The 20,772-nt window shown below is 64.6% G+C and carries 24 protein-coding genes; 14 read left to right on the top strand and 10 right to left on the bottom strand.

Annotated features, from left to right (window positions below):
• The 7 genes from WIT60_RS15850 to WIT60_RS15820 form a co-directional block, all read right to left on the bottom strand.
• On the bottom strand, positions 1-921 hold a 921-nt coding region (locus tag WIT60_RS15850), incomplete at its 3' end, for an IS1595 family transposase (RefSeq protein WP_339581920.1).
• A 77-nt stretch (positions 922-998) separates the two neighbouring features.
• The gene (locus tag WIT60_RS15845; protein WP_339584834.1) at positions 999-1,184 is read right to left on the bottom strand and encodes a hypothetical protein; all 186 of its coding nucleotides are present in this window, start codon (positions 1,182-1,184) and stop codon (positions 999-1,001) included.
• A gap of 294 nt (positions 1,185-1,478) precedes the next feature.
• Positions 1,479-2,318 (bottom strand): TatD family hydrolase, encoded by an 840-nt coding sequence (locus WIT60_RS15840; RefSeq protein ID WP_339584833.1) that lies wholly within the window; start codon positions 2,316-2,318, stop codon positions 1,479-1,481.
• 25 nt (positions 2,319-2,343) lie between these two features.
• Positions 2,344-3,027 (bottom strand): lipoprotein-releasing ABC transporter ATP-binding protein LolD, encoded by a 684-nt coding sequence (gene lolD, locus WIT60_RS15835; RefSeq protein ID WP_339584832.1) that lies wholly within the window; start codon positions 3,025-3,027, stop codon positions 2,344-2,346.
• Positions 3,028-3,032: 5 nt separating this feature from the next.
• Entirely contained in the window at positions 3,033-3,242 is a 210-nt protein-coding gene (locus tag WIT60_RS15830; RefSeq protein WP_320366013.1) for a DUF2788 domain-containing protein, read from the bottom strand.
• Position 3,243: 1 nt separating this feature from the next.
• On the bottom strand, positions 3,244-4,017 hold the full coding sequence (locus tag WIT60_RS15825) for a DUF2189 domain-containing protein (RefSeq protein WP_339584831.1): 774 nt from the start codon (positions 4,015-4,017) through the stop codon (positions 3,244-3,246).
• The gene (locus WIT60_RS15820; RefSeq protein WP_339584830.1) at positions 4,010-5,263 is read right to left on the bottom strand and encodes a lipoprotein-releasing ABC transporter permease subunit; all 1,254 of its coding nucleotides are present in this window, start codon (positions 5,261-5,263) and stop codon (positions 4,010-4,012) included. The genes WIT60_RS15825 and WIT60_RS15820 overlap by 8 nt, the downstream gene beginning before the upstream one ends.
• 36 nt (positions 5,264-5,299) lie before the next feature.
• On the opposite strand from WIT60_RS15820, the gene WIT60_RS15815 reads away from it, so the two are divergent.
• Entirely contained in the window at positions 5,300-6,334 is a 1,035-nt protein-coding gene (locus tag WIT60_RS15815; RefSeq protein ID WP_339584829.1) for a hypothetical protein, read from the top strand.
• 2 nt (positions 6,335-6,336) lie between these two features.
• Positions 6,337-8,058, top strand: coding sequence for a single-stranded-DNA-specific exonuclease RecJ (recJ, locus tag WIT60_RS15810; protein ID WP_339584828.1), 1,722 nt, complete (start codon positions 6,337-6,339; stop codon positions 8,056-8,058).
• A 24-nt stretch (positions 8,059-8,082) separates the two neighbouring features.
• Here recJ and WIT60_RS15805 read toward each other — a convergent pair whose 3' ends face one another.
• The 3 genes from WIT60_RS15805 to flgA all read right to left on the bottom strand — a co-directional run bounded on the left by WIT60_RS15805 (position 8,083) and on the right by flgA (position 9,720).
• Positions 8,083-8,457, bottom strand: a complete 375-nt coding sequence (locus WIT60_RS15805; protein ID WP_339584827.1) for a hypothetical protein — start codon at positions 8,455-8,457, stop codon at positions 8,083-8,085.
• A gap of 17 nt (positions 8,458-8,474) precedes the next feature.
• On the bottom strand, positions 8,475-8,777 hold the full coding sequence (flgM, locus tag WIT60_RS15800) for a flagellar biosynthesis anti-sigma factor FlgM (protein ID WP_339584826.1): 303 nt from the start codon (positions 8,775-8,777) through the stop codon (positions 8,475-8,477).
• A gap of 136 nt (positions 8,778-8,913) precedes the next feature.
• The gene (gene flgA, locus WIT60_RS15795; RefSeq protein ID WP_339584825.1) at positions 8,914-9,720 is read right to left on the bottom strand and encodes a flagellar basal body P-ring formation chaperone FlgA; all 807 of its coding nucleotides are present in this window, start codon (positions 9,718-9,720) and stop codon (positions 8,914-8,916) included.
• Positions 9,721-9,872: 152 nt separating this feature from the next.
• Here flgA and flgB point away from each other — a divergent pair, with 152 nt between their 5' ends.
• The 12 genes from flgB to WIT60_RS15735 are packed head-to-tail and all read left to right on the top strand — an operon-like array spanning position 9,873 to position 20,771.
• Positions 9,873-10,310, top strand: a complete 438-nt coding sequence (flgB, locus tag WIT60_RS15790; RefSeq protein ID WP_339584824.1) for a flagellar basal body rod protein FlgB — start codon at positions 9,873-9,875, stop codon at positions 10,308-10,310.
• 23 nt (positions 10,311-10,333) lie between these two features.
• Positions 10,334-10,744, top strand: a complete 411-nt coding sequence (gene flgC / locus WIT60_RS15785) for a flagellar basal body rod protein FlgC (protein WP_339584823.1) — start codon at positions 10,334-10,336, stop codon at positions 10,742-10,744.
• Positions 10,745-10,784: 40 nt separating this feature from the next.
• Positions 10,785-11,441 (top strand): flagellar hook assembly protein FlgD, encoded by a 657-nt coding sequence (locus tag WIT60_RS15780; protein ID WP_339584822.1) that lies wholly within the window; start codon positions 10,785-10,787, stop codon positions 11,439-11,441.
• A gap of 18 nt (positions 11,442-11,459) precedes the next feature.
• The gene (gene flgE / locus WIT60_RS15775) at positions 11,460-12,731 is read left to right on the top strand and encodes a flagellar hook protein FlgE (protein ID WP_339584821.1); all 1,272 of its coding nucleotides are present in this window, start codon (positions 11,460-11,462) and stop codon (positions 12,729-12,731) included.
• Positions 12,732-12,756: 25 nt separating this feature from the next.
• Positions 12,757-13,485: a flagellar basal-body rod protein FlgF gene (locus WIT60_RS15770; protein WP_339584820.1), complete on the top strand. Its 729-nt coding sequence runs from the start codon at positions 12,757-12,759 to the stop codon at positions 13,483-13,485.
• Between the two features lie 51 nt (positions 13,486-13,536).
• The gene (gene flgG, locus WIT60_RS15765) at positions 13,537-14,319 is read left to right on the top strand and encodes a flagellar basal-body rod protein FlgG (RefSeq protein ID WP_339584819.1); all 783 of its coding nucleotides are present in this window, start codon (positions 13,537-13,539) and stop codon (positions 14,317-14,319) included.
• Entirely contained in the window at positions 14,319-15,011 is a 693-nt protein-coding gene (locus WIT60_RS15760; protein ID WP_339584818.1) for a flagellar basal body L-ring protein FlgH, read from the top strand. The genes flgG and WIT60_RS15760 overlap by 1 nt, the downstream gene beginning before the upstream one ends.
• A gap of 41 nt (positions 15,012-15,052) precedes the next feature.
• On the top strand, positions 15,053-16,183 hold the full coding sequence (locus tag WIT60_RS15755; RefSeq protein WP_445207712.1) for a flagellar basal body P-ring protein FlgI: 1,131 nt from the start codon (positions 15,053-15,055) through the stop codon (positions 16,181-16,183).
• Positions 16,183-17,172, top strand: coding sequence for a flagellar assembly peptidoglycan hydrolase FlgJ (flgJ, locus tag WIT60_RS15750; RefSeq protein ID WP_339584817.1), 990 nt, complete (start codon positions 16,183-16,185; stop codon positions 17,170-17,172). Before WIT60_RS15755 ends, flgJ begins: the two co-directional genes overlap by 1 nt.
• A gap of 19 nt (positions 17,173-17,191) precedes the next feature.
• A complete protein-coding gene (flgK, locus tag WIT60_RS15745) occupies positions 17,192-18,604 on the top strand; it encodes a flagellar hook-associated protein FlgK (protein WP_339584816.1) in 1,413 nt (470 codons plus the stop codon).
• Between the two features lie 11 nt (positions 18,605-18,615).
• Positions 18,616-19,536 carry a flagellar hook-associated protein FlgL gene (gene flgL, locus WIT60_RS15740; RefSeq protein WP_339584815.1) on the top strand — a complete coding sequence of 307 codons (921 nt, stop codon included), beginning with the start codon at positions 18,616-18,618 and terminating at the stop codon, positions 19,534-19,536.
• A 26-nt stretch (positions 19,537-19,562) separates the two neighbouring features.
• Positions 19,563-20,771 carry an EAL and HDOD domain-containing protein gene (locus WIT60_RS15735; protein ID WP_339584814.1) on the top strand — a complete coding sequence of 403 codons (1,209 nt, stop codon included), beginning with the start codon at positions 19,563-19,565 and terminating at the stop codon, positions 20,769-20,771.
• Position 20,772 lies beyond the last annotated feature (1 nt).

The raw sequence follows: 20,772 nt of genomic DNA, 5'->3' as shown, positions 1-20,772 counted from the left end.
TTCCTTGATGGGCTTTGCTCTCACGACGTCGACGATGAGACTTGCGACCAGACCACGCAGATCGAAGCGGCGGTTGAACCTGTAGGCGAAGCCAGCAAGGTAGTGCTCGGCGTACTTGCGGTAGTTCAGGGCATGGAAGGCTCCGGCCAACGTGGTCTTGAGATTGCCCAGCACGGTGTTGACCCACTTGAAGCTGGGCAGGTCGCGCGGCTTGAGGGAGCCGACCACCATCGGGAGGTGAAGGCAACCGGCATCGGCCACCGCACTGAAGCAGGCCAAACCATCGCTGTGCACGCTGGTGCCCGGTGCCAGATTGGACTTGGCCCACTTGCTGATCGCTTCAGAGGTGAACCCTCTGACCACATTGAGCTTGATGAACATCGGATGCCCGTGATCATTGACCGAGACAGCCGCGACAAAGGGGACCTTGTTCTCGGAGCCCCGACCGACTTTGCCGCCTGTGCGCTCGCCTCCGAGGTAAGCGTCATCGAGTTGCACCGTGCCGCTGAGTTGGTGGGTGGCGTCTTGCGAGGCCATGGCCCGGTTGATCTTCTGATGCAACAGCCAGGCAGTGGGATAGCTCACGCCAAGCTGACGCTTGAGCGCCAGGGCAGACAGGCCGGTTTTGGCCTGACTGATGAGGTAGATGGCCAAGAACCAGGTCGTCAGGGGCAGTTTGGTGTGTGCCATGAGACTGCCTGCGGTCAGGGAGGTCTGATGCCGACAGCCATTGCACTGGAAGAGCTTACGGACACCGTGGCCGACCACATAGTGATCACTGCTGGAGCAGCGCGGACAGCGAAATCCCTCAGGCCAGCGCGCGGCCTTGATCGCTTCGGCGCACTGTGCCTCGGTGCCAAAGCTACGAAGGAATTCCGGAATCGACATGCCGTGCTGGAACTGAATCTGGTTGAAGGCCATGGTGCTCACCCCACTGTAAGAAGACCACAGATTAGTGAGTCACAAGCTCATGGGGTGAGCCTCGCTGAGGCAGGTTTCTAATCAGGAAATAAAATACCAATAATCAAATCATTCATTTTTTCACCAGCTATCCAATTCTCATCGCCTATCATAACTTCATTTGCAGCTTTTTTATCAAGTTCCGAGACCGCATTCATCCTGTAACGCTGACCATCAACACCCACATCATTGACTCCCGCAGCGATACTTACAAAACCCAGCACCTCATATGACAGCGAATCACACGCTCACACAGCGCACCTAAAATCAAAACCAAGTATCCACAAAACAACCAAACCAGGCAATCAAAATAAAAGGTTGATAGCGCAAAGCATTTACCAACCTCCGCAAGTGATGCACTTTTAATCAATGAAAAAGACAACCCACCACCACAACGGAAATTACAACGATCCATTCAACATGCCGACCTATTCATCGTGGCAGCACGAAACACCCAAATCAGAATAAAGTAATGAGGTAGTGGCGCGAAATCCCAAAAATCAAAAATCAAATTTTGATCAACCCCAGGCCCTCACCCTCGGCAACGCATCCCTCACATTCGCCGAAGTCCGCTCCCGCGTCTCCGCCAAACTCCACCCGCGCACCTCGGCCAGCGTTTCCGCAATCCTCGGCAGCTCAGCCGGCTCATTGCGCCCACGCTCACCCTGCGCCCGCTGCTCGGCCGTCTTGTAAAGCCAATGCGGCGGAATATCCGGCGCATCGGTTTCCAGCACCAAGGCCTCGGCTGGCAACTCGGCCGCCAGGCGGCGAATCTGCAAGGCCCGGTCGAAGGTCATCGCGCCGCCAAAGCCCAGCTTGAAGCCCAGCTCAATGAACGCCCTCGCCTGCTGCGGGCTGCCGTTGAAGGCGTGCGCAATGCCGCCCATCACGGGCCGGCCGGCATCGCGGCAGCGCCGCAGGTGTTTCAGCAGCACGTCCGCGCTGCGGCGCACGTGCAAGATCACGGGCAGGCCATGCTCGGCAGCCAGCGCCAGCTGGGCGGCGTAGATGTCTTCCTGGCGGGCGCGGTGGGCGGGGTCTTGCCAGCCGGGCGCAAAGCCGTCCAGGCCAATTTCGCCCACGGCCACCAGGCGCGGGTCGTCGTGCCAGCGTTGCAGCGCGTCGGCCAGTTGGGCCACGGCATCATCGGGCACGTCGTCCACATACAGTGGGTGAATGCCCAGGGCGTACACGCCGTTGCACTGCTGGGCCGCGGCGCGGGCGGTGGCAAAGGTGGCGGGCGACACGGACGGGATCACCAGCAAGCCCACCCCGGCAGCGCGGGCGCGGGCGATCACCTCGGCGCGGTCGGCGTCAAATTCGGGGGCGTCCAGGTGGCAATGGCTGTCGATCCACATGGCCCGGCTCCGCAGCAGGGTGGCCTCAGTCGACAAACTGGCCGTTGACCAGTCGGTGGCGTTGGCCGCAGCGTTCGGCCAGGGTGCCGTCGTGCGTGACCATGACGACGGCGGTGCCCTGGTCAGCCGCCAGTTGCAGCATCAGCTCGAACACGGTGTCGGCGGTGCTGCGGTCGAGGTTGCCGGTGGGCTCGTCGGCCAGAAGGCAGGCGGGTTGGGTCACCAGGGCGCGGGCAATGGCCACACGCTGGCGTTCGCCGCCAGACAGCTCGGCCGGGCGGTGCGCCACGCGGTTGAGCAGGCCGACCTTGTCCAGGCACTGGCGTGCCTGTTCGCGCGCCTGCTCGATGGGCAGGCGACGGATCAGCAAGGGCATGGCCACGTTGTCGAGCGCCGAAAACTCGGGCAGCAGGTGGTGGAACTGGTAGATGAAGCCGAGGTGCTGGTTGCGCCAGGCGCCCTGCTCGGCCGCGCTCATGGCCGACAGGTCGCGGCCCATGAGCTTGACGGTACCGCGCGTGGGCGCGTCCAGCCCGCCCAGCAGGTGCAGCAAGGTGCTTTTGCCCGAGCCCGAGGCGCCGACCACGGCCACGGTTTGGCCGCGCTGCACGGTCAGGTCCACGCCTTGCAGGATGGTGACGTCGAGCGGGCCTTCGTGGAAGCGCTTGAACAGGCTTTGCGCCTGGAGGATGGGGGTGTCAACAGACATGGGCATCAGATGTTGAGAAGCCAGGCGATGACGTTTTTCGCCACGAAGCCCAGCACCCCGAAACCGAGCACCAGGAAGAGCACGAAGGTGCCGAACTTGCCTGCCTTGGACTCGCGCGCCAGTTGCAGGATGATGAACATCATGTAGAGGATGAAGCCACCGACACCGATCGTCAGACCGAACTGAGCGATCTGTTCCTCTGTCAAACCAAACATATCAAACAGCTTCCTGTACGACCAAGTCGCGGTACGCATGCCAGGTCGCGTGGCCCAGCACGGGCATCACCACGATCAGGCCAATCATCCAGGTGCCCAGGCCCACCAGCGTCAGGCTCATCACCAACAAGGCCCAGGTGCTCAGGCAGATGGGGTTGGCCATCACGGCGCGCCAGCTGGTGAGCACGGCGGCCTGCACGGTCACCCGGCGGTCCACCAACAGGGGAATGGCGACGACGCTGGAGGCGAAGACGGGCGCGGCCATCAAGCCGCCCACGAGCAACCAGATCTCGAAAAAGCCGGGGTTGGGGGCCAGCACCACGCGGGTCAGAAAATCTTGCGGGGTGGTGACCGATGGGCTCACGCCCAGGGTGATGAGCGCCGCCGAGGTGACGACCCAGCCCGTGCCCAGCGCCATGAGCAGGATGCCGAAGCGCACCAGGCGCTGGTCGAGCGAGGCCCACACTTGCCACACGGCCGACAGGCCCGCCGCCTCACCACGCAGCAGCGCGCGGCTGACGGCGTACAGGCCGGTGGCCAGAATGGGCGCCACCATCAAAAAGCCCGACAAGGCGCCGGCCAGCACCCAGAAGCGGTCCCACGCCAGCCACAGCATCAGCGCGCCAAAGCCGGCCATCAGCACGCCGTGCGACAGGCCGACCAGCGGGGCGCGGGCAAAGTCGCGCGCGCCTTTGGCGAGCCAGATGAAGGTGCGCAGCGAGTGCACCTTGCGCACGCGCAAGGGACGGTGGTGGGCGGGCAGGATGTCACTCATACCGAAGGGCCTCTGCAGGTTGGACACGGCTGGCGCGCCAGCTCGGGTAGAGCGTGGCAGCCAGGGACAGCACCAGGGAGATGACGGCGATGGGGGCGATGTCGCCCCACTGCGGGTCGGACGGCATCTTGCTGATGAGGTAGATGCTGCCGGGCAGGAAGTGCACGCCCAGGGCCTGCTCGATGGCGGGCACGATGACGTCGATGTTGAAGGCGACCAGCAGGCCCATGCCCAAGCCGCCCAGCGTGCCCATGACGCCCGAGAGCGCGCCCTGCACCATGAAAATGCCCATGATGGAGCGCGGGCTGGCGCCCAGGGTGCGCAAGATGGCGATGTCGGCGCGCTTGTCGGTCACGGTCATCACCAGGGTGGAGACGAGGTTGAAGGCGGCCACGGCCACGATCAGGGTGAGGATGATGAACATCATGCGCTTTTCCACCTGCACCGCGTCAAACCAGTTGCGGTTGGTGTGCGTCCAGTCACGGACGATGACGTCTGCGCCCAACGATTCGGCCAGCTCGCCGGCCACGCGGCGGGCGTCTTGCGGGTCTTTGAGCTTGAGTTGCACCCCGGTGGGGCCACCGGTGCGGAACAGGCGTGCGGCATCGTCGGCGTGCATCAGCACCAGGCCGCTGTCGTATTCATAGTGGCCGGCGTTGAAGATGCCCACCACCGTCACCTGCTTGAGGCGGGGCACCACGCCAGCCGGCGTCACCTGGCCGCTGGGGGCCACGACGGTGAGCGGGTCGCCCACGGTCACACCCAGCACGCGGGCCATTTCTTGCCCGATGACGACGCCCCACTGCCCGCTTTGCAGGCGCGCGAAGGTGTCTTGCATGGCGGCGGCCAGGGGCGTCACCGCCGCTTCTTCAGAGGGGACGATGCCGCGCACCATGGCGCCGCGCATGTCTTCACCCCGGGCGATGAGGGCCTGGGCGGGCACAAAGGGCGCCGCACCGATGACGGCGGGGTTCTGCTTGGCTTGGGCGGCCAGCGCGTGCCAGTCGGGCAGGCCTTCGCCGCTGGCGTTGTAGAGCTCCACGTGGGCGACCACCGAGAGCATGCGGTCGCGCACTTCCTTCTGGAAGCCGTTCATGACCGACAGCACGATGATGAGCGCCGCCACCCCCAGGGTGATGCCCAGCACCGACACACCGGAGATGAAGGAGATGAAACCGTTGCGTCGCGCGGAGCGGCTGGCGCGGGTGTAACGCCAACCCACGCGCCATTCATAAGGGAGATTCATGGTGGGGGAAGTGTACTCATTCGATAATCCCATCCCATGCACCCGCCCTCTTCTGTTGTGGCCGCACCCCGTCATTGGGTGCTGCCGTTTGTCGCCAGCCTGTCCGAACCCTGCCAGCACGCCCTGCCACACCTGAACAAGGACGGGCAACTACCCCACCTGCGCCGCCTGCTGGGCGCCTTGCAGGTGAGCCAGCGCCTTCTGGGGGATGAATACGCCCTGTCGATGCCGCACGAGCGCGTGCTGGCGGCGGAAATGGGCTGGCCGGGTGCTGCTGCCGACACCAACCCGGCGGACGCCGACGGCTTGCTGCCCTGGGCCGCCTGGTGGGCCGCCCAGGACGGCGTGAGCCTGGACCCCGCGCTGTGCTGGGGCCTGCTGAGCCCCGGCCACTGGCTGATGGGCCGCGACCACCTGACCTTGCTGGACCCGGCCACGCTGGGCCTGAGCGAGGACGAATCCCGCACCTTGCTGGAAGCCGTGCGCCCACTGTTTGAGGAAGACGGCTGGACCCTGCAATGGGGCGCAGCGCAGCGCTGGTACGCCGCCCACCCTTCGCTGCAAGGCCTGCCGACGGCCTCACTGGACCGCGTGATTGGCCGCAACCCCGACCTGTGGCTGACCGATCACCCGCAGGCCCGCATGGTGCGGCGCCTGCAAAGCGAGGTGCAGATGCTGCTGTACCAGCACCCGCTGAACGAGGCCCGCGAGGCGGCGGGCCTGGCCACGGTCAACTCCTTCTGGCTGAGCGGCTGCGGCCAGCCCCCAGCGAACACCGCCCTGCCCGCCCCCGTGCAATGGGTGAACGAATTGCGCGCGCCCCTGCTGGCCGACGACATGCCGCTGTGGCTGGAGGCCTGGCAGCATGTGGACGCCACGGTGCTGAAAGACATCTGCACCGCGCTGGACGCGGGCGAGGCCGTGAAGCTGACCCTGTGCGGCGAACGCCATGCCGTGACGCTGACGCCGGCCGCGGCGCCCTCCCTGGGCGCCCGCCTGGGCCGTGCCCTGCGCCAACTCACCGGCCGCCCCGACACGGCCCGCGTGACCGACCTGCTTGAGCCCCTGTGACCATGAAAATCATTGCCCGCGACGTGCCGCCGCGCACCGCCTGGAGCCTGGAGCAAGCCGGCGTTCACCCCCTGCTGGCCCGCCTGTTTGCCGCCCGCGGCGTGCGCAGCGCCGAAGAGCTGGATGACAACGCCAGCAAGCTGCTGCCGCCGCCAACGCTGCGTGGCACCCAGGAAGCGGCTGTGTTGCTGGCCGATGCCATCGCGCAAGACCAGCGCATCTGCATCGTGGCCGACTATGACTGCGACGGCGCCACCGCCTGCGCCACAGGCCTGCGCGGCCTGCGCATGCTGGGCGCCCGCGCCGACCAGCTCAGCTACGTGGTGCCCGACCGCGCCCTGCACGGCTACGGCCTGACGCCGCCCATCGTCGATTTGGTGAAGGCCCAGCAAGCCGATGTGCTGGTGACCGTGGACAACGGAATGGCCAGCCACGAGGCGGTGACCCGCGCCCGCGCGCTGGGCATGCGCGTCATCATCACCGACCACCACCTGCCGGTGGTGCTGGACGATGGCCAGGTCAGCCTGCCGGACGCCGACGTGATCGTGAACCCCAACCAGCCGGGCTGTGAGTTTGCCAGCAAGGCCTTGGTGGGCGTGGGCGTGATGTTCTATGTGCTGCTGGCCCTGCGCGCCGAGTTGCGCCAGCGCGGCGTGTTCGACGCCGCCACCCAGCCCCGCATCGACAACCTGCTGGATTTGGTCGCCCTGGGCACCATTGCCGACGTGGGCCGCCTGGACGCCAACAACCGCCGCCTGGTGGCGCTGGGCCTGAAGCGCATCCGCGCCGGGCGCATGCAGCCGGGCATTGCCGCGCTGTTTGCCGCCGCCGGGCGTGATCCGGCCAAGGCCAGCAGCCAGGACTTTGGCTTTGCGCTGGGGCCACGCATCAACGCGGCGGGCCGTCTGGCCGAGATGGGGCTGGGGATCGAGTGCCTGATCACCGATGACCCGGTGCGGGCGCAGGCCCTGGCGCAGCAGCTCGACGGCATCAACCGCGAGCGCCGCGAGCTGGAAGCGGGCATGCGCGAGCAGGCCGAGATGATGCTGGAATCGGTGCTGCCGGAGGGCGAACCGCCTGCGGCGCTGGCGATTTTTGATCCGGAGTTCCATGAGGGCGTGGTGGGCATCGTGGCCTCGCGCCTGAAGGACCGGCTGCACCGCCCGACGTTTGTGTTCGCGTTGGGGCAGGATGGGCTGCTCAAGGGCTCGGGACGCTCGATTGCCGGTTTTCACCTGCGCGACGCGCTGGATTTGATCGGCAAGCGCCACCCCGGGCTGCTGCGCAAGTTTGGCGGCCACGCCATGGCGGCCGGCTGCACCATTGCCGAAGAGGACTTTGACACCTTTGAGGCGGCGCTGGTGCGCGTGGCGAATGACGACTTGGACCCCAGCTTGCTGCTGCGCCAACTGAGCACGGATGGCCCCCTGGATGCGCAATGGTTCACGGCGGAGACTGTGTTGGAACTGGATAGCGCCGTGTGGGGACCGGGCTTTGAAGCCCCGGTGTTCAGCGACGAGGCGGAGGTGTTGAACCAGCGCCTGGTGGGCGAGCGCCACCTGAAGCTGAGCCTGCGCGTGCAGGGTCAGGTACGCGATGGCATCTGGTTTGGCCGGACGGAGCCACTGCCGAGCAAGGCGCAACTGGCATTTCGCATCGACCTGAACGAGTTTCAGGGACGCCAGCGTGTGCAGTTGATTGTGGAAGGCGCCAGCGAGGGCTGAGCCTGGTAAGGCAGAACCTGTGGCTCAGCGGTAGGCTTTGCCCAGGGCACGTGCCGCGGGGCTTTGGCCCAGCGCACCATAGGTATCGTGGGCCTCTTGCGGAAACAAAGCGCTCAGCGTGCGGCCTGTGGAGGCCAAAGCTTTGTGAACCGCCGCTTGCAGGGCCTGCGTACGGGCTTGCGCCGCTTGCAGGCGCTGACGCAGATCGGGCGTCAGGGCTTGCGGGGCAGAAGCTTGGGCGGCAGAGAGGCCGTCGGTCAGCGCACGTTGGAGTTGCTGCGCCTGGGCTTCGATGCGGTTGGCATCACCCGCGGCGAGCGCGGCGTCCAACTCATTCAGGCAGGTTTCGATGTGCGCCACCCCAGCAGCGAGTCGGGCGTTGGGGTTGGGCGCATTCACCATGCGAAATCAGGTGCTCAGCCTTGGCGGCCTTGCAGCAGTTCCTTGGCGTTGCCAATCAGCTTGTCGGCGATGGCGCCGGCGTTGACTTGGTAGGTGCCGTTGTCGATCGACTGCTTGATGCGGGCCACTTTGGCCGCGTCGAACGTGGCGGTGTCTTCCGCCAGCAAATTGGCTGCGGTAGACAGGGTCACGGTGGCGCTTTTGCCCGCCGCGCCTTCCGACGCAGCGGTTTTGCCCGTGTTTTTGGCCGAACCGACGCCTTCAGAGCGCGAACTCAAGCCCGTCAGGGCCTTGTCCACCAGGTTGCCGATTTTCATGATTTGCTCCTTGCACCCGGCCGATCCCAGGTGATCACATCTGCGTTATCGACGTGATGCGAGCAAACTTTAGCGTGAATTACAGATTTTCCCGGGCCAGGGGGTAAGCAACGGTAAGGGGGTGTGGGCGAAAATTTCACAATGTGAGCTCCGCGAGCCCTTCCCCCGTGGGTTGGGCACACACCACCCGGCCTTGGCTGGTGCGGACACGGGCACAACGCCCTTCGTCGCCATGCGCCAGGGCCGTGCCCTCGGACGCGGCCATGAAGCCTGGACCCTTCACATGTAATCGTACCGGATCCCCTGCTGAAAACCAACGGCGCGCCCGCAAATCCGACTGGCGCAGGCTTTCGCCCGCTTCGAGGCGACGCTGGGCCGAACGCCCGATCGCTTCCGACAGGTTCATCACAGCGGGGGAGCTGCTCTCGGCCAAATCGACCTCGGCCAATTTCAGGTCCTGCGGGCCGATCTCCTGACCGGGGGTCACGGCATTGTTGAGCACCACGGCGGTGCCCCAGACTTTGACGGTGACGGGCCAGAACACATTCCAGCGCACGGCACCTTGCTCACAGCGCAGGCCCACGCGGGTACGGCCCCACAGCTTCATGCCTTGGGGCATGTAAGTGGCCACTTTCTGGCAGGGGGCGAGTTTGAGGCGTGGGTCGAGCTCGCCAAGCGCCACCTCCACCCGCGGCGCTGCGCCGGGTTGGGCCTGCCCGGCATGGGTCTGAACCTGTTGGGGCAACTGCACCTGCGTCTGGCCCTGCAGCCACTGACTGACCAGGCCTGACAGCGGCGCGGGGTCAACCGCGCTCTGGTCCGCGCGGGCCAGCGTCGGGATCCAGCACGCCAGCCACCCCAGGCACATGGCCCACAGCACACGCCTGAGGCCGCGTTGGCGCAGGCGCGGGGGGATGGGGGAGAACAGATGGACTGTGGGCATGGTGCAAACGACTGTACGCCGCCCATTGCGCCCCCAGGCTGGGAAATGAGCCGGGAAAGCCCGTTTATTTCGGCTCATGTTTTGGCCCCAGGCGATCACCATACGGCCAGATCCACCATTCGTGTGAACCGCCCACCCCGGAGGGCCCGACCATGCTGAACCGACTCACCGATGCCCTGAACTTTCAGACCGAAGCGTTGAAGCTGCGGTCGGAACGCCAGCGCCTGATCGCCAGCAACATCGCGAATGCCGATACGCCGGGCTATGTGTCTCGAGACTTTGACTTCGCCACCGCGCTGAAGAACGCCACGGGTCAGGCCTCGGTGGGCCCAGCCGGGATGTCGGCGCCCCGCCTGGGCATGAGCGCCGCCAACCCGGGCCACATGCAGCGCAACGGTCAGCTGGCAGGCAGCGGAGCCAGCGCCGAACTGGCCTATGCCCCCACGACCCAGGCGAACCTGGACAACAACACGGTGGACATGGACCGCGAGCGTGCCAACTTTGTCGACAACACCGTTCGGTATGAGGCCACGCTGCGCTTCATCAATTCGTCGATGCGCACGCTCAACACGGCCATCACCGGTCAGTGAGTTGAACGGATCAGGAGCCCATCATGTCGATGTTCAAGATTTTCAACGTGTCCGGCAGCGCCGTCAGCGCGCAGTCGCAGCGGCTCAATGTGGTGGCCTCGAACCTGGCCAACGCCGACACCGTGGCCGGCCCCGATGGTTCGGCCTACAAGGCACGCCAGGTGGTGTTCACCACCACGCCCATGGGCGGTCCGGGCACCGCCGGGGTCACCGTGTCTCAGATCACGGAAGACAACACGCCCGGACGCCGCATTCACGACCCGAAGCATCCTCAGGCCGACGCCGATGGCTATGTGACCTACAGCAATGTGAACACGGTGGAGGAGATGGTCAACATGATCTCGGCCTCGCGTTCGTACCAGAACAACATCGAGGTCATGAACACGACCAAGTCGCTGTTGATGAAGACCCTGCAAATGGGCCAGAGCAACTGATGCGGGCCATCCCGTTTGAACCGATCAGCAAGGATTACCCATGAGCACTTCCGCCATTTCGGGCACCACCGGCACCAGCGGCCAAAGCACCACGAAAAGTGCCACGGCCGCCGCCAATGAGGCCTCTGACCGGTTTCTCAAACTGCTGGTGACGCAGATGCAGAACCAGGACCCGCTCAACCCGATGGACAACGCCCAGGTGACCAGCCAGATGGCGCAGATCAACACGGTAACGGGCATCGACAAGCTCAACAACACCGTGAGCAGCCTGGGCAGCAGCCTGGCGCAGATGCAGATGCTGCAAGGCGCGGGCCTGGTCGGGCGTGCGGTCTTGCTGGAAGGCAATGACCTGGCCTACAACGCCGAGACTGGCAAGGCAGGCGGCGGCTATGAACTGGCGGCCAATGCCGGCAAGGTGCAGATCGAGATCCTCAATGCCGCGGGTGCGGTGGTGGACACGGTCACGCAAACCAACAAGGGCGCCGGTCGCCAGGGCTTCGAGTGGACGCCGCCCGAGGGCATGTCCACCAACGGCATGCGCTTCAAGGTGACGGCCGCCAGCGGCAACACCGCCGTGACGGCAACCCCTCTGACGTCGGCACTGGTTCAGGCCGTCAACACCACCAATGGCACGCTGACGCTGGAATTGAGCAACGGCAGCAGCACCGCTTACAGCCAGGTCAAGGCTGTTTCCTGATCCTGAAAGGACATCATCATGGGCTTCCAACAAGGTCTCTCCGGCTTGAACAGCTCCAGCAAAAGCCTGGAGGTGATCGGCAACAACGTCGCCAATGCGAACACCTACGGTGCCAAGTCCTCTCGGGCTGAATTCGCCGACATGTATGCCGCCTCGCTGGGTGGCAGCGGTGTCAACAAGATCGGTATCGGGGTGCGCGTGGCCGCGGTGGCACAACAGTTCACCCAGGGCAACCTGACCACCACCTCGAACCCGCTGGACATTGCCATCAACGGCGATGGCTTCTTCATGGTCCAGCGCTGGGACCCTGTCAGCGGCACCGAGGACCTGCAAGCGGCGGGTGAGCGCCTGTACACCCGCAATGGCCAGTTCAAGGTGGACAGCTATGGCTACATCGTGAACAACGAGGGCCACAAGGTTCTGAGCCAGGACAGCCAGCCGATCAAGCTGAACCTGACCGGTGGCGCCGCGCAGGCGACCAGCCGCATCACGGCGGATTTGAACCTGAATGCCGCGGAAGCCACCGACACCGCGTTCGATGCCACCGTTTACCCGCCCACTGCCGGCACCTACTCGTTTGCGACGACACAAACGCTGTACGACGCATCCGGTGAGGCGGTGCCGCTGGAGTACTACTTCCGCAAGAGCGGCGTGGACCAATGGCAGGTGTTCACGGCCGTGGACGGCACCTACCTCAACGGCGGGAACGCGTCCTTCACGGTGAACTTCGACCCTGCCACCAGTCAGCCCCTGAACATCGTCAACAGCGCCGGCGCCACGCTCACTGGCGTCAGCCTGGCCTCGGTCGGCTTGCCCACGATTCCAGCGTCTGGCACACGCTCGGCCATCGCAGGTGTGCTGGTGGACTTCAGCGGCATCACACAGTACGCCGGCAGCTCCACCATCAATGAGCTGACGCAGTCGGGCTACCCCAAGGGCGACTTCTCCAGCTTCCAGATCGACTCGAACGGCGCCGTGCTGGTGCGCTACACCAACGGCGTGACCAAGGTGGGTGGTCAGATCGGTCTGGCCCGTTTCACCAACTCGCAAGGCCTGCAACCTGTGGGTGGCAACGAGTGGAAAGACACGTCTGCGTCGGGCGCGCCGCTGGTGGACAAGCCCGGCAGTGGTCGCTTCGGCCTGCTGCAAGGCGGCGCCCTGGAAGAATCCAACGTAGACCTGACCGGCGAACTCGTGAACATGATCGTGGCGCAGCGTGCTTATCAGGCCAATGCGCAGACCATCAAGACCGAAGATCAGGTGCTGCAGACCCTGGTCAACCTGCGCTGATCGGTAGCGCACTCAGGAGCCCATCATGGACCGCATGATCTACCTCAGCATGGCTGGCGCCAAGATGAACATGCAGCGCCAGGAGGTGCTCTCGCACAATCTGGCGAACGTGAGCACCACGGGCTTTCGCGCCGAGTTGCAAGCGGTGCGCGCCGTGCCCGTGCGTGGAGACGGTGCCAGCACCCGCGTGTACGCCCTCGACACCACGGTGGGCTACGACGACAGTGCTGGCCCCATCAACTTCACCGGCCGGGCGCTGGATGTGGCCATGCGTGGCCAGGCCATGCTGACGGTGCAGGGGCTCGATGGCACGGAGGCTTACACCCGCGCCGGCTCGCTGGTGGTGGACTCGCAGGGCAACCTGATGACCCACGGCGGCTTGCCGGTGATGGGCGATGGTGGCCCCATCACGATTCCAGCGGGCACCACGCCCAGCATTGCCCCCGATGGCACGGTGAGCGTGCGCCAGCAAGGCGGCATCACCACGCCGGTGGGCCGCATGAAGCTGGTGACGCCCGAGACCAAGCTGGTGCGGGGGGACGACGGCCTGTTCCGCTCTCCCGACGGCGACCTGCCGGCCGATGCCACCGCGCAGTTGCAAGACGGTGCGCTGGAGGGCTCGAACGTGAACCCGATCGAGACCATGGTGTCGATGATCACGGCCGCTCGCCAGTTTGAAACGCAGATGAAGATGATGCAAACCGCAGAACAGGCGGAGAAAGCTGCCGCTCAACTGCTGAACAACGGTGCCTGATTGCCCGGACACTGAACGGGCATTGCGTATTGACCTCAAAGGAGAACGGCCATGATGCGTTCACTGTGGATTTCCAAGTCGGGCATGGATGCCCAGCAGGTTCAGCTGGACCACATCTCGCACAACCTGGCCAACAGCTCGACCACGGGCTACAAGCAGTCGCACGCGCAGTTCGAGGATCTGATGTATCAGACCCTGCGGCAAAGCGGCGCGAACAGTTCCGAGCAGACGCAGCTGCCCACCGGGCTGCAAGTGGGCCTGGGCGTGCGCACGGTGGCCACTTCGCGCGAGTTCACGCAAGGCACCTTGCAACAGACCTCCAACAGCCTGGACCTGGCCATTCAGGGCGACGGCTTCTTTCAGATCACCATGCCGGACGGCACCACGGGCTACACCCGCGATGGCTCGTTCAAGCTGGACTCGAACGGCCAGATCGTCACCAACAACGGCTATGTGCTGCAGCCGGGCATCACGGTGCCGGCCAACGCCAAAAACCTGACCATTGGCAACGATGGCACGGTGACGGTGACGCTGCCGGGTTCGACCGCGGTGCAACAGCTGGGTCAATTGCAGCTGGCCACCTTCATCAATCCGGCCGGTCTGGACCCCAAGGGCCAAAATCTGTTTGCAGAAACCGCCGCTTCGGGCACTCCGCAAACCGGCAGCCCCAACACCGAAAACTTCGGTTCGCTGTCGCAGGGCTTTCTGGAGTCGTCCAACGTGAACGTCGTGCAGGAGCTGGTCACCATGATCCAGACCCAGCGCGCCTATGAGCTGAACTCCAAGGCGATCCAGACCTCGGATCAGATGCTGCAGAAGCTGGGACAACTGTGATGACCGCCGCCCGCCCTTCTCTCATCGTGGCCGCCTTGTCGGGTGTGCTGCTGAGTGGCTGCATCACCCTCAATCCCAAGGTCGATGTGCTGGAGCCTACCCAGACGCGCCCCGTGGCCGCCGTGCAGCAGCCCGTGTCCAATGGCGCGATCTTTCAAAGCGCAGGCTACCGCCCGCTGTACGAGACGCACCGTGCACGCATGGTGGGCGACATCGTGAACATCGAGATCAACGAGGTGGTCGAAGCCTCGCAATCCAAGACCAGCAACATCCAGAAGGGTGGCTCGCTGTCGGCCAAGACGAAGATGCCGCTGGGCGCCAGCATCCTGTCCAAGATCGACGCCGATCTGCCCAATCTGGATGCCTCGGTCTCGAGCAACAACAACTTCAGCGGCAAGGGCAACGCCACCAGCGACAACGAGTTCCGGGGCAACATCACGGCCACCGTCATCGAGGTGCTGCCCAACGGCCACTTGGTGGTCTCGGGCGAAAAGCAGATCGGCGTGGGCTCCAATGTCGACGTGCTGCGCTTCTCGGGCCAGATCGATCCGGTCACGATCCGTCCAGGCAATGTGGTCCCCTCCTCTCAGGTGGCCAATGTGCGTCTGGAGCAGCGCGGCCAGGGCGCACAGCAGGAATCGCAGGTAATTGGGTGGCTTGGACGGTTCTTTTTGAGCCTTGCCCCGTTCTAAAGTTCTCCAAAATGGTGCCGAACCCCTGAAGGATTCGGCCCATGAACACCACCTCCACTCTCACCAAGCCGCTGATCGCTCTGGCCTTTGTGGCCGCCTCGGCCTTGTCGTGGTGGCCGATGGAGGCCCAGGCGGTGCGTCTCAAGGAGATTGCCGCCGTTCAAGGCGTGCGCTCCAACCAATTGATGGGCTACGGCCTGGTCGTGGGCCTGGATGGCACCGGCGACCAGACCACGCAAACCCCCTTCACCACCCAAAGCCTGACAGCGATGCTGCAGCAGATGGGGGTGAACCTGCCGGCCGGCACCAACATGCAGCTCAAGAACGTGGCCTCGGTGTTGGTCACGGCCACGCTGCCCGCGTTCGCTCAACCTGGCCAGGCGATTGACATCAACGTCTCGTCCATGGGCAATGCAAAGTCCTTGCGCGGTGGCACATTGATCGCCACCCCGCTCAAGGGCGCCGACGGGCAGATCTACGCTCTGGCGCAGGGCAACGTGGTGGTGGGCGGCGCAGGCGCCTCGGCCGGCGGCTCGAAAGTGCAGGTCAACCACCTCAGTGCAGGCCGCATTCCGGAAGGTGCCACGGTGGAGCGCAGCGTACCGACCCCCTGGCTGCAAGGTCGCACCATCCAATACGACCTGCGTGCCGACGATTTCAACACCGCCCGTGAAGTGGCCGATGCCATCAACCGCGCCAAGGGCCCTGGGACAGCGGAGGCCATCAGTGGCCGCACCGTGGCCGTGAATCTGCCCATGCAACCGGGTGAACGCGTGGCCTTCATCGCCGACCTGGAGAACCTGTCCATCGACCGCGCGGCCCCGGCCGCCAAGGTGGTGATCAACGCCCGCACCGGCTCGGTGGTGCTGAACCAGGCCGTGACCGTGGGTCCCTGCGCGGTGGCCCACGGCAACCTGTCCGTCACCATCAGCACCACCCCGGTGATCAGTCAGCCCACCCCCTTGTCGCAAGGCCAGACGGTGGTGGCCGAGAAGTCCAACATCCAGCTCAACCAGGAGCCGGGCGCCCTGATCCAGATGCCGGCGGGCACCAAGCTCACCGATGTGGTCAAGGCCTTGAACGCCCTGGGCGCCAATCCGCAAGACCTGCTGGCCATCCTGCAGGCCATGAAGGTGGCCGGTGCCCTGAATGCGGAACTGGAGGTGATCTGATGAGCAGCCCCACGCTTTCAGGCCGGCACAACGGCCTGACCATGGACCTGCGCTCGCTGGACCAGCTGAAGGCGGCTTCCGGCAAGAGTGCGTCCAGCCAGAGCACGATCAAGGAAACGGCGCGCCAACTCGAGGGCCTGTTCATGCAGGAGCTCATGAAGAGCATGCGCGCCACCACCATGAACAGCGGCATGCTCGACAACTCGGGCACCGAGATGGGCCAGAGCATGCTGGACACGCAACTGGCCAACCAGATGACCGGCTTGCCACGTGGCCTGAGCGCCCTGATCGAGCGTCAATTGGCGCGGCAGATGGGCGTGAACACCTCGCAAGACGGTGCGTCGCAGCCCCTCACCCTGAACGAGTTGCCCGAGCGCCCCACCTTGAGCCTGAACCGCACCGATGGCAGCCATGTGGCCACCGCCCTGCCGCTGGATCGCCGCATGGAGGCACGCCTGCCTGCCACCACGCTGGAAGCCGCCGGCACGACCGGCGCGGCCAGCAACCGCAAGCTCAACCCGGCCGAAAGCTTCGTGCGCAAGCACCAGGCGGCCGCCGATGCCGCCGAACGGGCCACGGGCATTCCGTCTTCCCACATCCTGGGACAGGCGGCTTTGGAGTCGGGCTGGGGCAAGCGCGAAATCCGCACCGCCGACGGTGGCAACAGCCACAACCTGTTCGGCATCAAGGCCACCTCGAACTGGAAGGGCAAGGTGGCAGAGGTCACCACCACCGAGTACATCGGTGGCGTGGCCCGCAAGGTCACGGCCAAATTCCGTGCGTATGACTCGTACGAAGAGGCCTTCAAGGACCACGCCCGCCTGCTCAGCCAGAGCCCCCGGTACAGTCAAGCCATGGCTCAGACTGACTCTGTGCGTGGCTATGCCCAAGGTCTGCAACGCGGTGGTTACGCCACCGACCCGGCGTATGCCGATAAGCTGACCCAGGTGATCAACACCGCCTTGCGTCTGCAACAGCGCTCGGCTTGACGCCTGAGAGGAGACACGCATGGGATCCGGAATTTTTGCACTGGGCACGGGAGCGATGACCGCGGCCCGCGCCATGCTGGACACCACCGCTCACAACATCAGCAACGTCAACACGCCGGGCTATTCTCGTCAGCAAGTCGAGTTGGCCACGGAAGACGGTCTGTTCACCGGCGCCGGTTTCTTCGGTCGGGGTGTGCGCCTGACCACGATCTCACGCGCCACCAATGAAATCCTGGTCAAAGAGACCAACATGAACACGGCGGCCGCCTCGGCAGACGCCACCCGCTTGAACAAGCTAGAGCAACTGGAAGACGTGTTGCCCTTGGGCCAGTCCGGTTTGGGCTATGCCGCCACCCAGTTTCTCAACAGCTTTGTCGACGTCTCCAACCAGCCACTGGACATGTCGGCGCGCCAGGTGGCACTGGCCAAAGCGCAGGAATGGGTCAGCCGGGTCCGCACGGCAGACCAGCAACTCACGCAGTTGCAAAGCGGCGTGGTCTCCGACCTCACGCTGAATGTGGAACAGGTCAACAACCTCACCCGCAACATCGCCGAGATCAACCAGAGCATAGCGACATTCAAGGGCAGCGGACACACGCCCAATGACCTGCTGGATCGCCGCGACAAGATGATCAACGACCTGAACAAGCTCGTTCAGGTGAACACGGTGGAGGCCGACGACGGCAGCTTGAGCGTGTTCATGGGTGGCGGACAGTTGCTCGTGCTGAGCAACGCTGCGCAGACCTTGTCCGTGGTGCGCGACCCCAGCAACAACGCCCTGGGGCGGGTGGCGCTGCAGACCCCCAACGCCAGCAACCCAAGCGCGCCCAACAACCGCATCCTCGACAGCGATCAGATCACCGGCGGTGCCATCCAGGGGCTGCTACAGTTTCAGGATGTGGATCTGGCCGCCACCCGGAGTGATCTGGAAGCCTTTGTCTCGGACTTCGCCGGTGCGGTGGATGCGCAGCAGGCCCTGGGTGAAACCGCGCCCGGGGTGACGGGGGCCGCCTTTTTCGGCGGTGGGCCTTACAGCGCCAGCACCCTCGCGGTCAGCCTCACCGATCCCGCCGGCATTGCCGCCTCGGCGCCCCCCTTTAGCTCCAGTGACAACACCAATGCCCGCAACATGCTGGCCTTGCGCGATCAGGCCATCGTCACGCTGAACGGCCTGCCCCCTTCCACGCTCACCGATGCCTATTCCCAGATGATTGGCAACCTGGGGGTGCTGGTGCAGAACGGTCGTACAGCGTCTGAGATCTCCAGCACGCTGGAAGACAACTCCCGACAAATGCTCAGCGGCGAGACCGGCGTCAACCTTGACGAAGAGGCCTCCCGCCTGATCCAGTATCAACAAAGCTACCAAGCTGCCGCCAAAGTGCTGCAGGTTGCTCAGACCGTGTTCGACACGCTGCTGAGCATCAACCGTTAAGGAGCGTGACCATGCGACTCTCCACGGCTTACCGCTACGAACAAACCATCACCAACCTGCAGCAGCGCCAGCAGGATCTCAGCACGGCCCAGATCCAGCTGACGTCGGGCAAGCGCGTCAACGCTGCCAGCGACGACCCGACGGCCGCCGCGCGCGCCGAACGCGCCCTGGCCTCCATGGCCCGCTCCGACGCCGACCTGCGCGCCGTGCAAGCCAGCCGCAACGCCATGTCTCTGGCCGAATCGGGCCTGGGCAATGCCGTGGACCTGTTGCAAACCGCGCGGGAAACCATCGTGGCAGCCGGCAACGCCACTTATTCGCAAAGCGAGCGTGAAGCGCTCACCGCCAAACTGCGCGAAATCCGCAAGCAACTCGTGTCCGTGGCCAACCAGCCCGATGGCGGTGGCGGCTACGTTTTTGGCGGCAAGGGCGCCACGACCGCCCCGTTCACCGAAACGGCGGGCGTCGTCAACTTCAACGGCACGCCCGGCGAGGTGCTGGCCGCCTCCACCGAACAGGTCAACTTGACCATGAACGGCGAGGCGATCTGGATGAACATCACCCGCGACCTCGGCGGCGGCACCACCGAAAGCTTCAGCGTGTTCACCGCCCTGGACACGGCCATCACCGACCTGGAGGCGGGCACCAACGTCAGCGGCACGGTGACCACGGGCCTGGCACGGCTCGACCGCGCCCTGGGTCAGTTCCAGACCGCACGCTCCCAGGCCGGTGAAATGCTCAACCGCCTCGACGGGATCGAATCGCGTCTGGCAGACAGCAAGCTGGCGTCTCAGACTGAAAAGTCGAACGCCGAAGATCTGGACATGGTGCGCGCCATCTCCGAATTTCAAAACAAGCAAACCGGGTACGAAGCCGCACTTCAGAGCTACGCATCGATTCAGAAAATGTCACTGTTCCAGTACATTAGCTGAAACCCGATCCTCGCTGCGTCGCTTCCATGAACCATCCCATCCTGGGTCAGACCGCCCTCGCCTACAGCCCTGTCATCGACCGCAACCGCACCGTCATCGCCACCCGCCTGACGGTGATGCCGCTGACACAAGATGCCGCACCCGATGCCGCAGCCTTGCTGGCGGCCCTGGCAGAGACCTGGCCCGAAGGTGGGCAACAGCTGTGGCTGAACGTGACCAGCGAAAGCCTGCTGCAGGACCTGCTGCAAACCGAGGTGCCGGCACACATTTACATCGAAGTGCCGGCCTTCATGGCGACTGACCCGGGCAACAGCGCCGCCTTGCTCGCTCTTCACAGCCGCAAGAACACCCTGCTGCTCAAAGGGCGGCCGCTGCAAGAGTTGCCCCGGGAAGTGCTGCCCTGCTTCAAGTATTCGCTCATCGACTACGCCGATGACCGACGGATCCAGCAAGGCAACCCGACCCAGCCCAGCACGGCCCCAGAGGGCACGGTGCGCAGCATCAGCCACGTTCAAGCCGGCATCACCAGCATTGAAGAGATGGAGCTGTCGTTCCGCAAAGGGGCGGTGGCCGTACTCGGCTGGCCCATCGACAACGTCATCGACCAGTCCAGCAAGCCCGCCGACCAGCCTGCCCTGCAGGTGATCGTGCAGTTGATCGACCAGCTGCACCGCGGCGAGGACATCGAAGACCTCGAAAACACCCTCAAGCGTGACCCGCCCCTGGCCTTCAAGCTGATGCGCTACATCAACTCGCCGGCTTTCGGGTTGTCGGTCGAGATCAGCTCCTTCCGCCACGCCATCATGATCCTGGGCTACCAGCGCCTCAAGCGCTGGCTGGCCCTGTTGCTGGCCACCGCCAGCAAGGATCCCAACATGCGTCCGGTCATGTTCGCCGCCGTGCGCCGTGGCCTGCTGATGGAAGAGCTCGCCAAGATCAGCGGTGACGACGAGATGCGCAACGAGTTGTTCATCTGCGGCGTGTTCTCGCTGCTCGACCGCATGTTCCGTCAGCCTTTCAGCGAGTTGCTGAAAACGATCCCGGTCCCCGAGCGGGTCTTCCAGGCCCTGGCAGACCAGTCCGGCCTCTACGAGCCCTATTTCGAACTGGTCCAGGCCATCGAGGCCGGCATCATCTACGACATCAAGGACGTGGCCGACAAGCTGCTGCTGACGTTCCCCGACCTGAACGCCGCGATCCTCAAGGCCATGTACAACGCCGCCCAGCTGGACTGAG

This window comes from Aquabacterium sp. G14 (assembly GCF_037482285.1).
In the GTDB taxonomy this organism is placed as follows: Bacteria; Pseudomonadota; Gammaproteobacteria; order Burkholderiales; family Burkholderiaceae_C; genus Aquabacterium.
The sequence above is the reverse complement of the archived record's forward strand: the minus strand, read 5'-3'. Positions and strand labels throughout refer to the sequence as shown.

Bases quoted from the DNA above. Each gene is read 5' to 3' on its own strand.
- WIT60_RS15830 (WP_320366013.1), bottom strand. From the start codon at position 3,242: ATGTTTGGTTTGACAGAGGAACAGATCGCTCAGTTCGGTCTGACGATC.
- flgE (WP_339584821.1), top strand. From the start codon at position 11,460: ATGGGCTTCCAACAAGGTCTCTCCGGCTTGAACAGCTCCAGCAAAAGC.
- flgC (WP_339584823.1), top strand. From the start codon at position 10,334: ATGTCGATGTTCAAGATTTTCAACGTGTCCGGCAGCGCCGTCAGCGCG.
- WIT60_RS15825 (WP_339584831.1), bottom strand. From the start codon at position 4,017: ATGAGTGACATCCTGCCCGCCCACCACCGTCCCTTGCGCGTGCGCAAG.
- flgK (WP_339584816.1), top strand. From the start codon at position 17,192: ATGGGATCCGGAATTTTTGCACTGGGCACGGGAGCGATGACCGCGGCC.
- flgB (WP_339584824.1), top strand. From the start codon at position 9,873: ATGCTGAACCGACTCACCGATGCCCTGAACTTTCAGACCGAAGCGTTG.
- flgG (WP_339584819.1), top strand. From the start codon at position 13,537: ATGATGCGTTCACTGTGGATTTCCAAGTCGGGCATGGATGCCCAGCAG.
- WIT60_RS15755 (WP_445207712.1), top strand. From the start codon at position 15,053: ATGAACACCACCTCCACTCTCACCAAGCCGCTGATCGCTCTGGCCTTT.
- WIT60_RS15735 (WP_339584814.1), top strand. From the start codon at position 19,563: ATGAACCATCCCATCCTGGGTCAGACCGCCCTCGCCTACAGCCCTGTC.
- WIT60_RS15770 (WP_339584820.1), top strand. From the start codon at position 12,757: ATGGACCGCATGATCTACCTCAGCATGGCTGGCGCCAAGATGAACATG.
- recJ (WP_339584828.1), top strand. From the start codon at position 6,337: ATGAAAATCATTGCCCGCGACGTGCCGCCGCGCACCGCCTGGAGCCTG.
- flgA (WP_339584825.1), bottom strand. From the start codon at position 9,720: ATGCCCACAGTCCATCTGTTCTCCCCCATCCCCCCGCGCCTGCGCCAA.
- WIT60_RS15760 (WP_339584818.1), top strand. From the start codon at position 14,319: ATGACCGCCGCCCGCCCTTCTCTCATCGTGGCCGCCTTGTCGGGTGTG.
- flgJ (WP_339584817.1), top strand. From the start codon at position 16,183: ATGAGCAGCCCCACGCTTTCAGGCCGGCACAACGGCCTGACCATGGAC.
- WIT60_RS15815 (WP_339584829.1), top strand. From the start codon at position 5,300: ATGCACCCGCCCTCTTCTGTTGTGGCCGCACCCCGTCATTGGGTGCTG.
- WIT60_RS15840 (WP_339584833.1), bottom strand. From the start codon at position 2,318: ATGTGGATCGACAGCCATTGCCACCTGGACGCCCCCGAATTTGACGCC.
- WIT60_RS15820 (WP_339584830.1), bottom strand. From the start codon at position 5,263: ATGAATCTCCCTTATGAATGGCGCGTGGGTTGGCGTTACACCCGCGCC.
- flgL (WP_339584815.1), top strand. From the start codon at position 18,616: ATGCGACTCTCCACGGCTTACCGCTACGAACAAACCATCACCAACCTG.
- WIT60_RS15780 (WP_339584822.1), top strand. From the start codon at position 10,785: ATGAGCACTTCCGCCATTTCGGGCACCACCGGCACCAGCGGCCAAAGC.
- lolD (WP_339584832.1), bottom strand. From the start codon at position 3,027: ATGTCTGTTGACACCCCCATCCTCCAGGCGCAAAGCCTGTTCAAGCGC.
- flgM (WP_339584826.1), bottom strand. From the start codon at position 8,777: ATGAAAATCGGCAACCTGGTGGACAAGGCCCTGACGGGCTTGAGTTCG.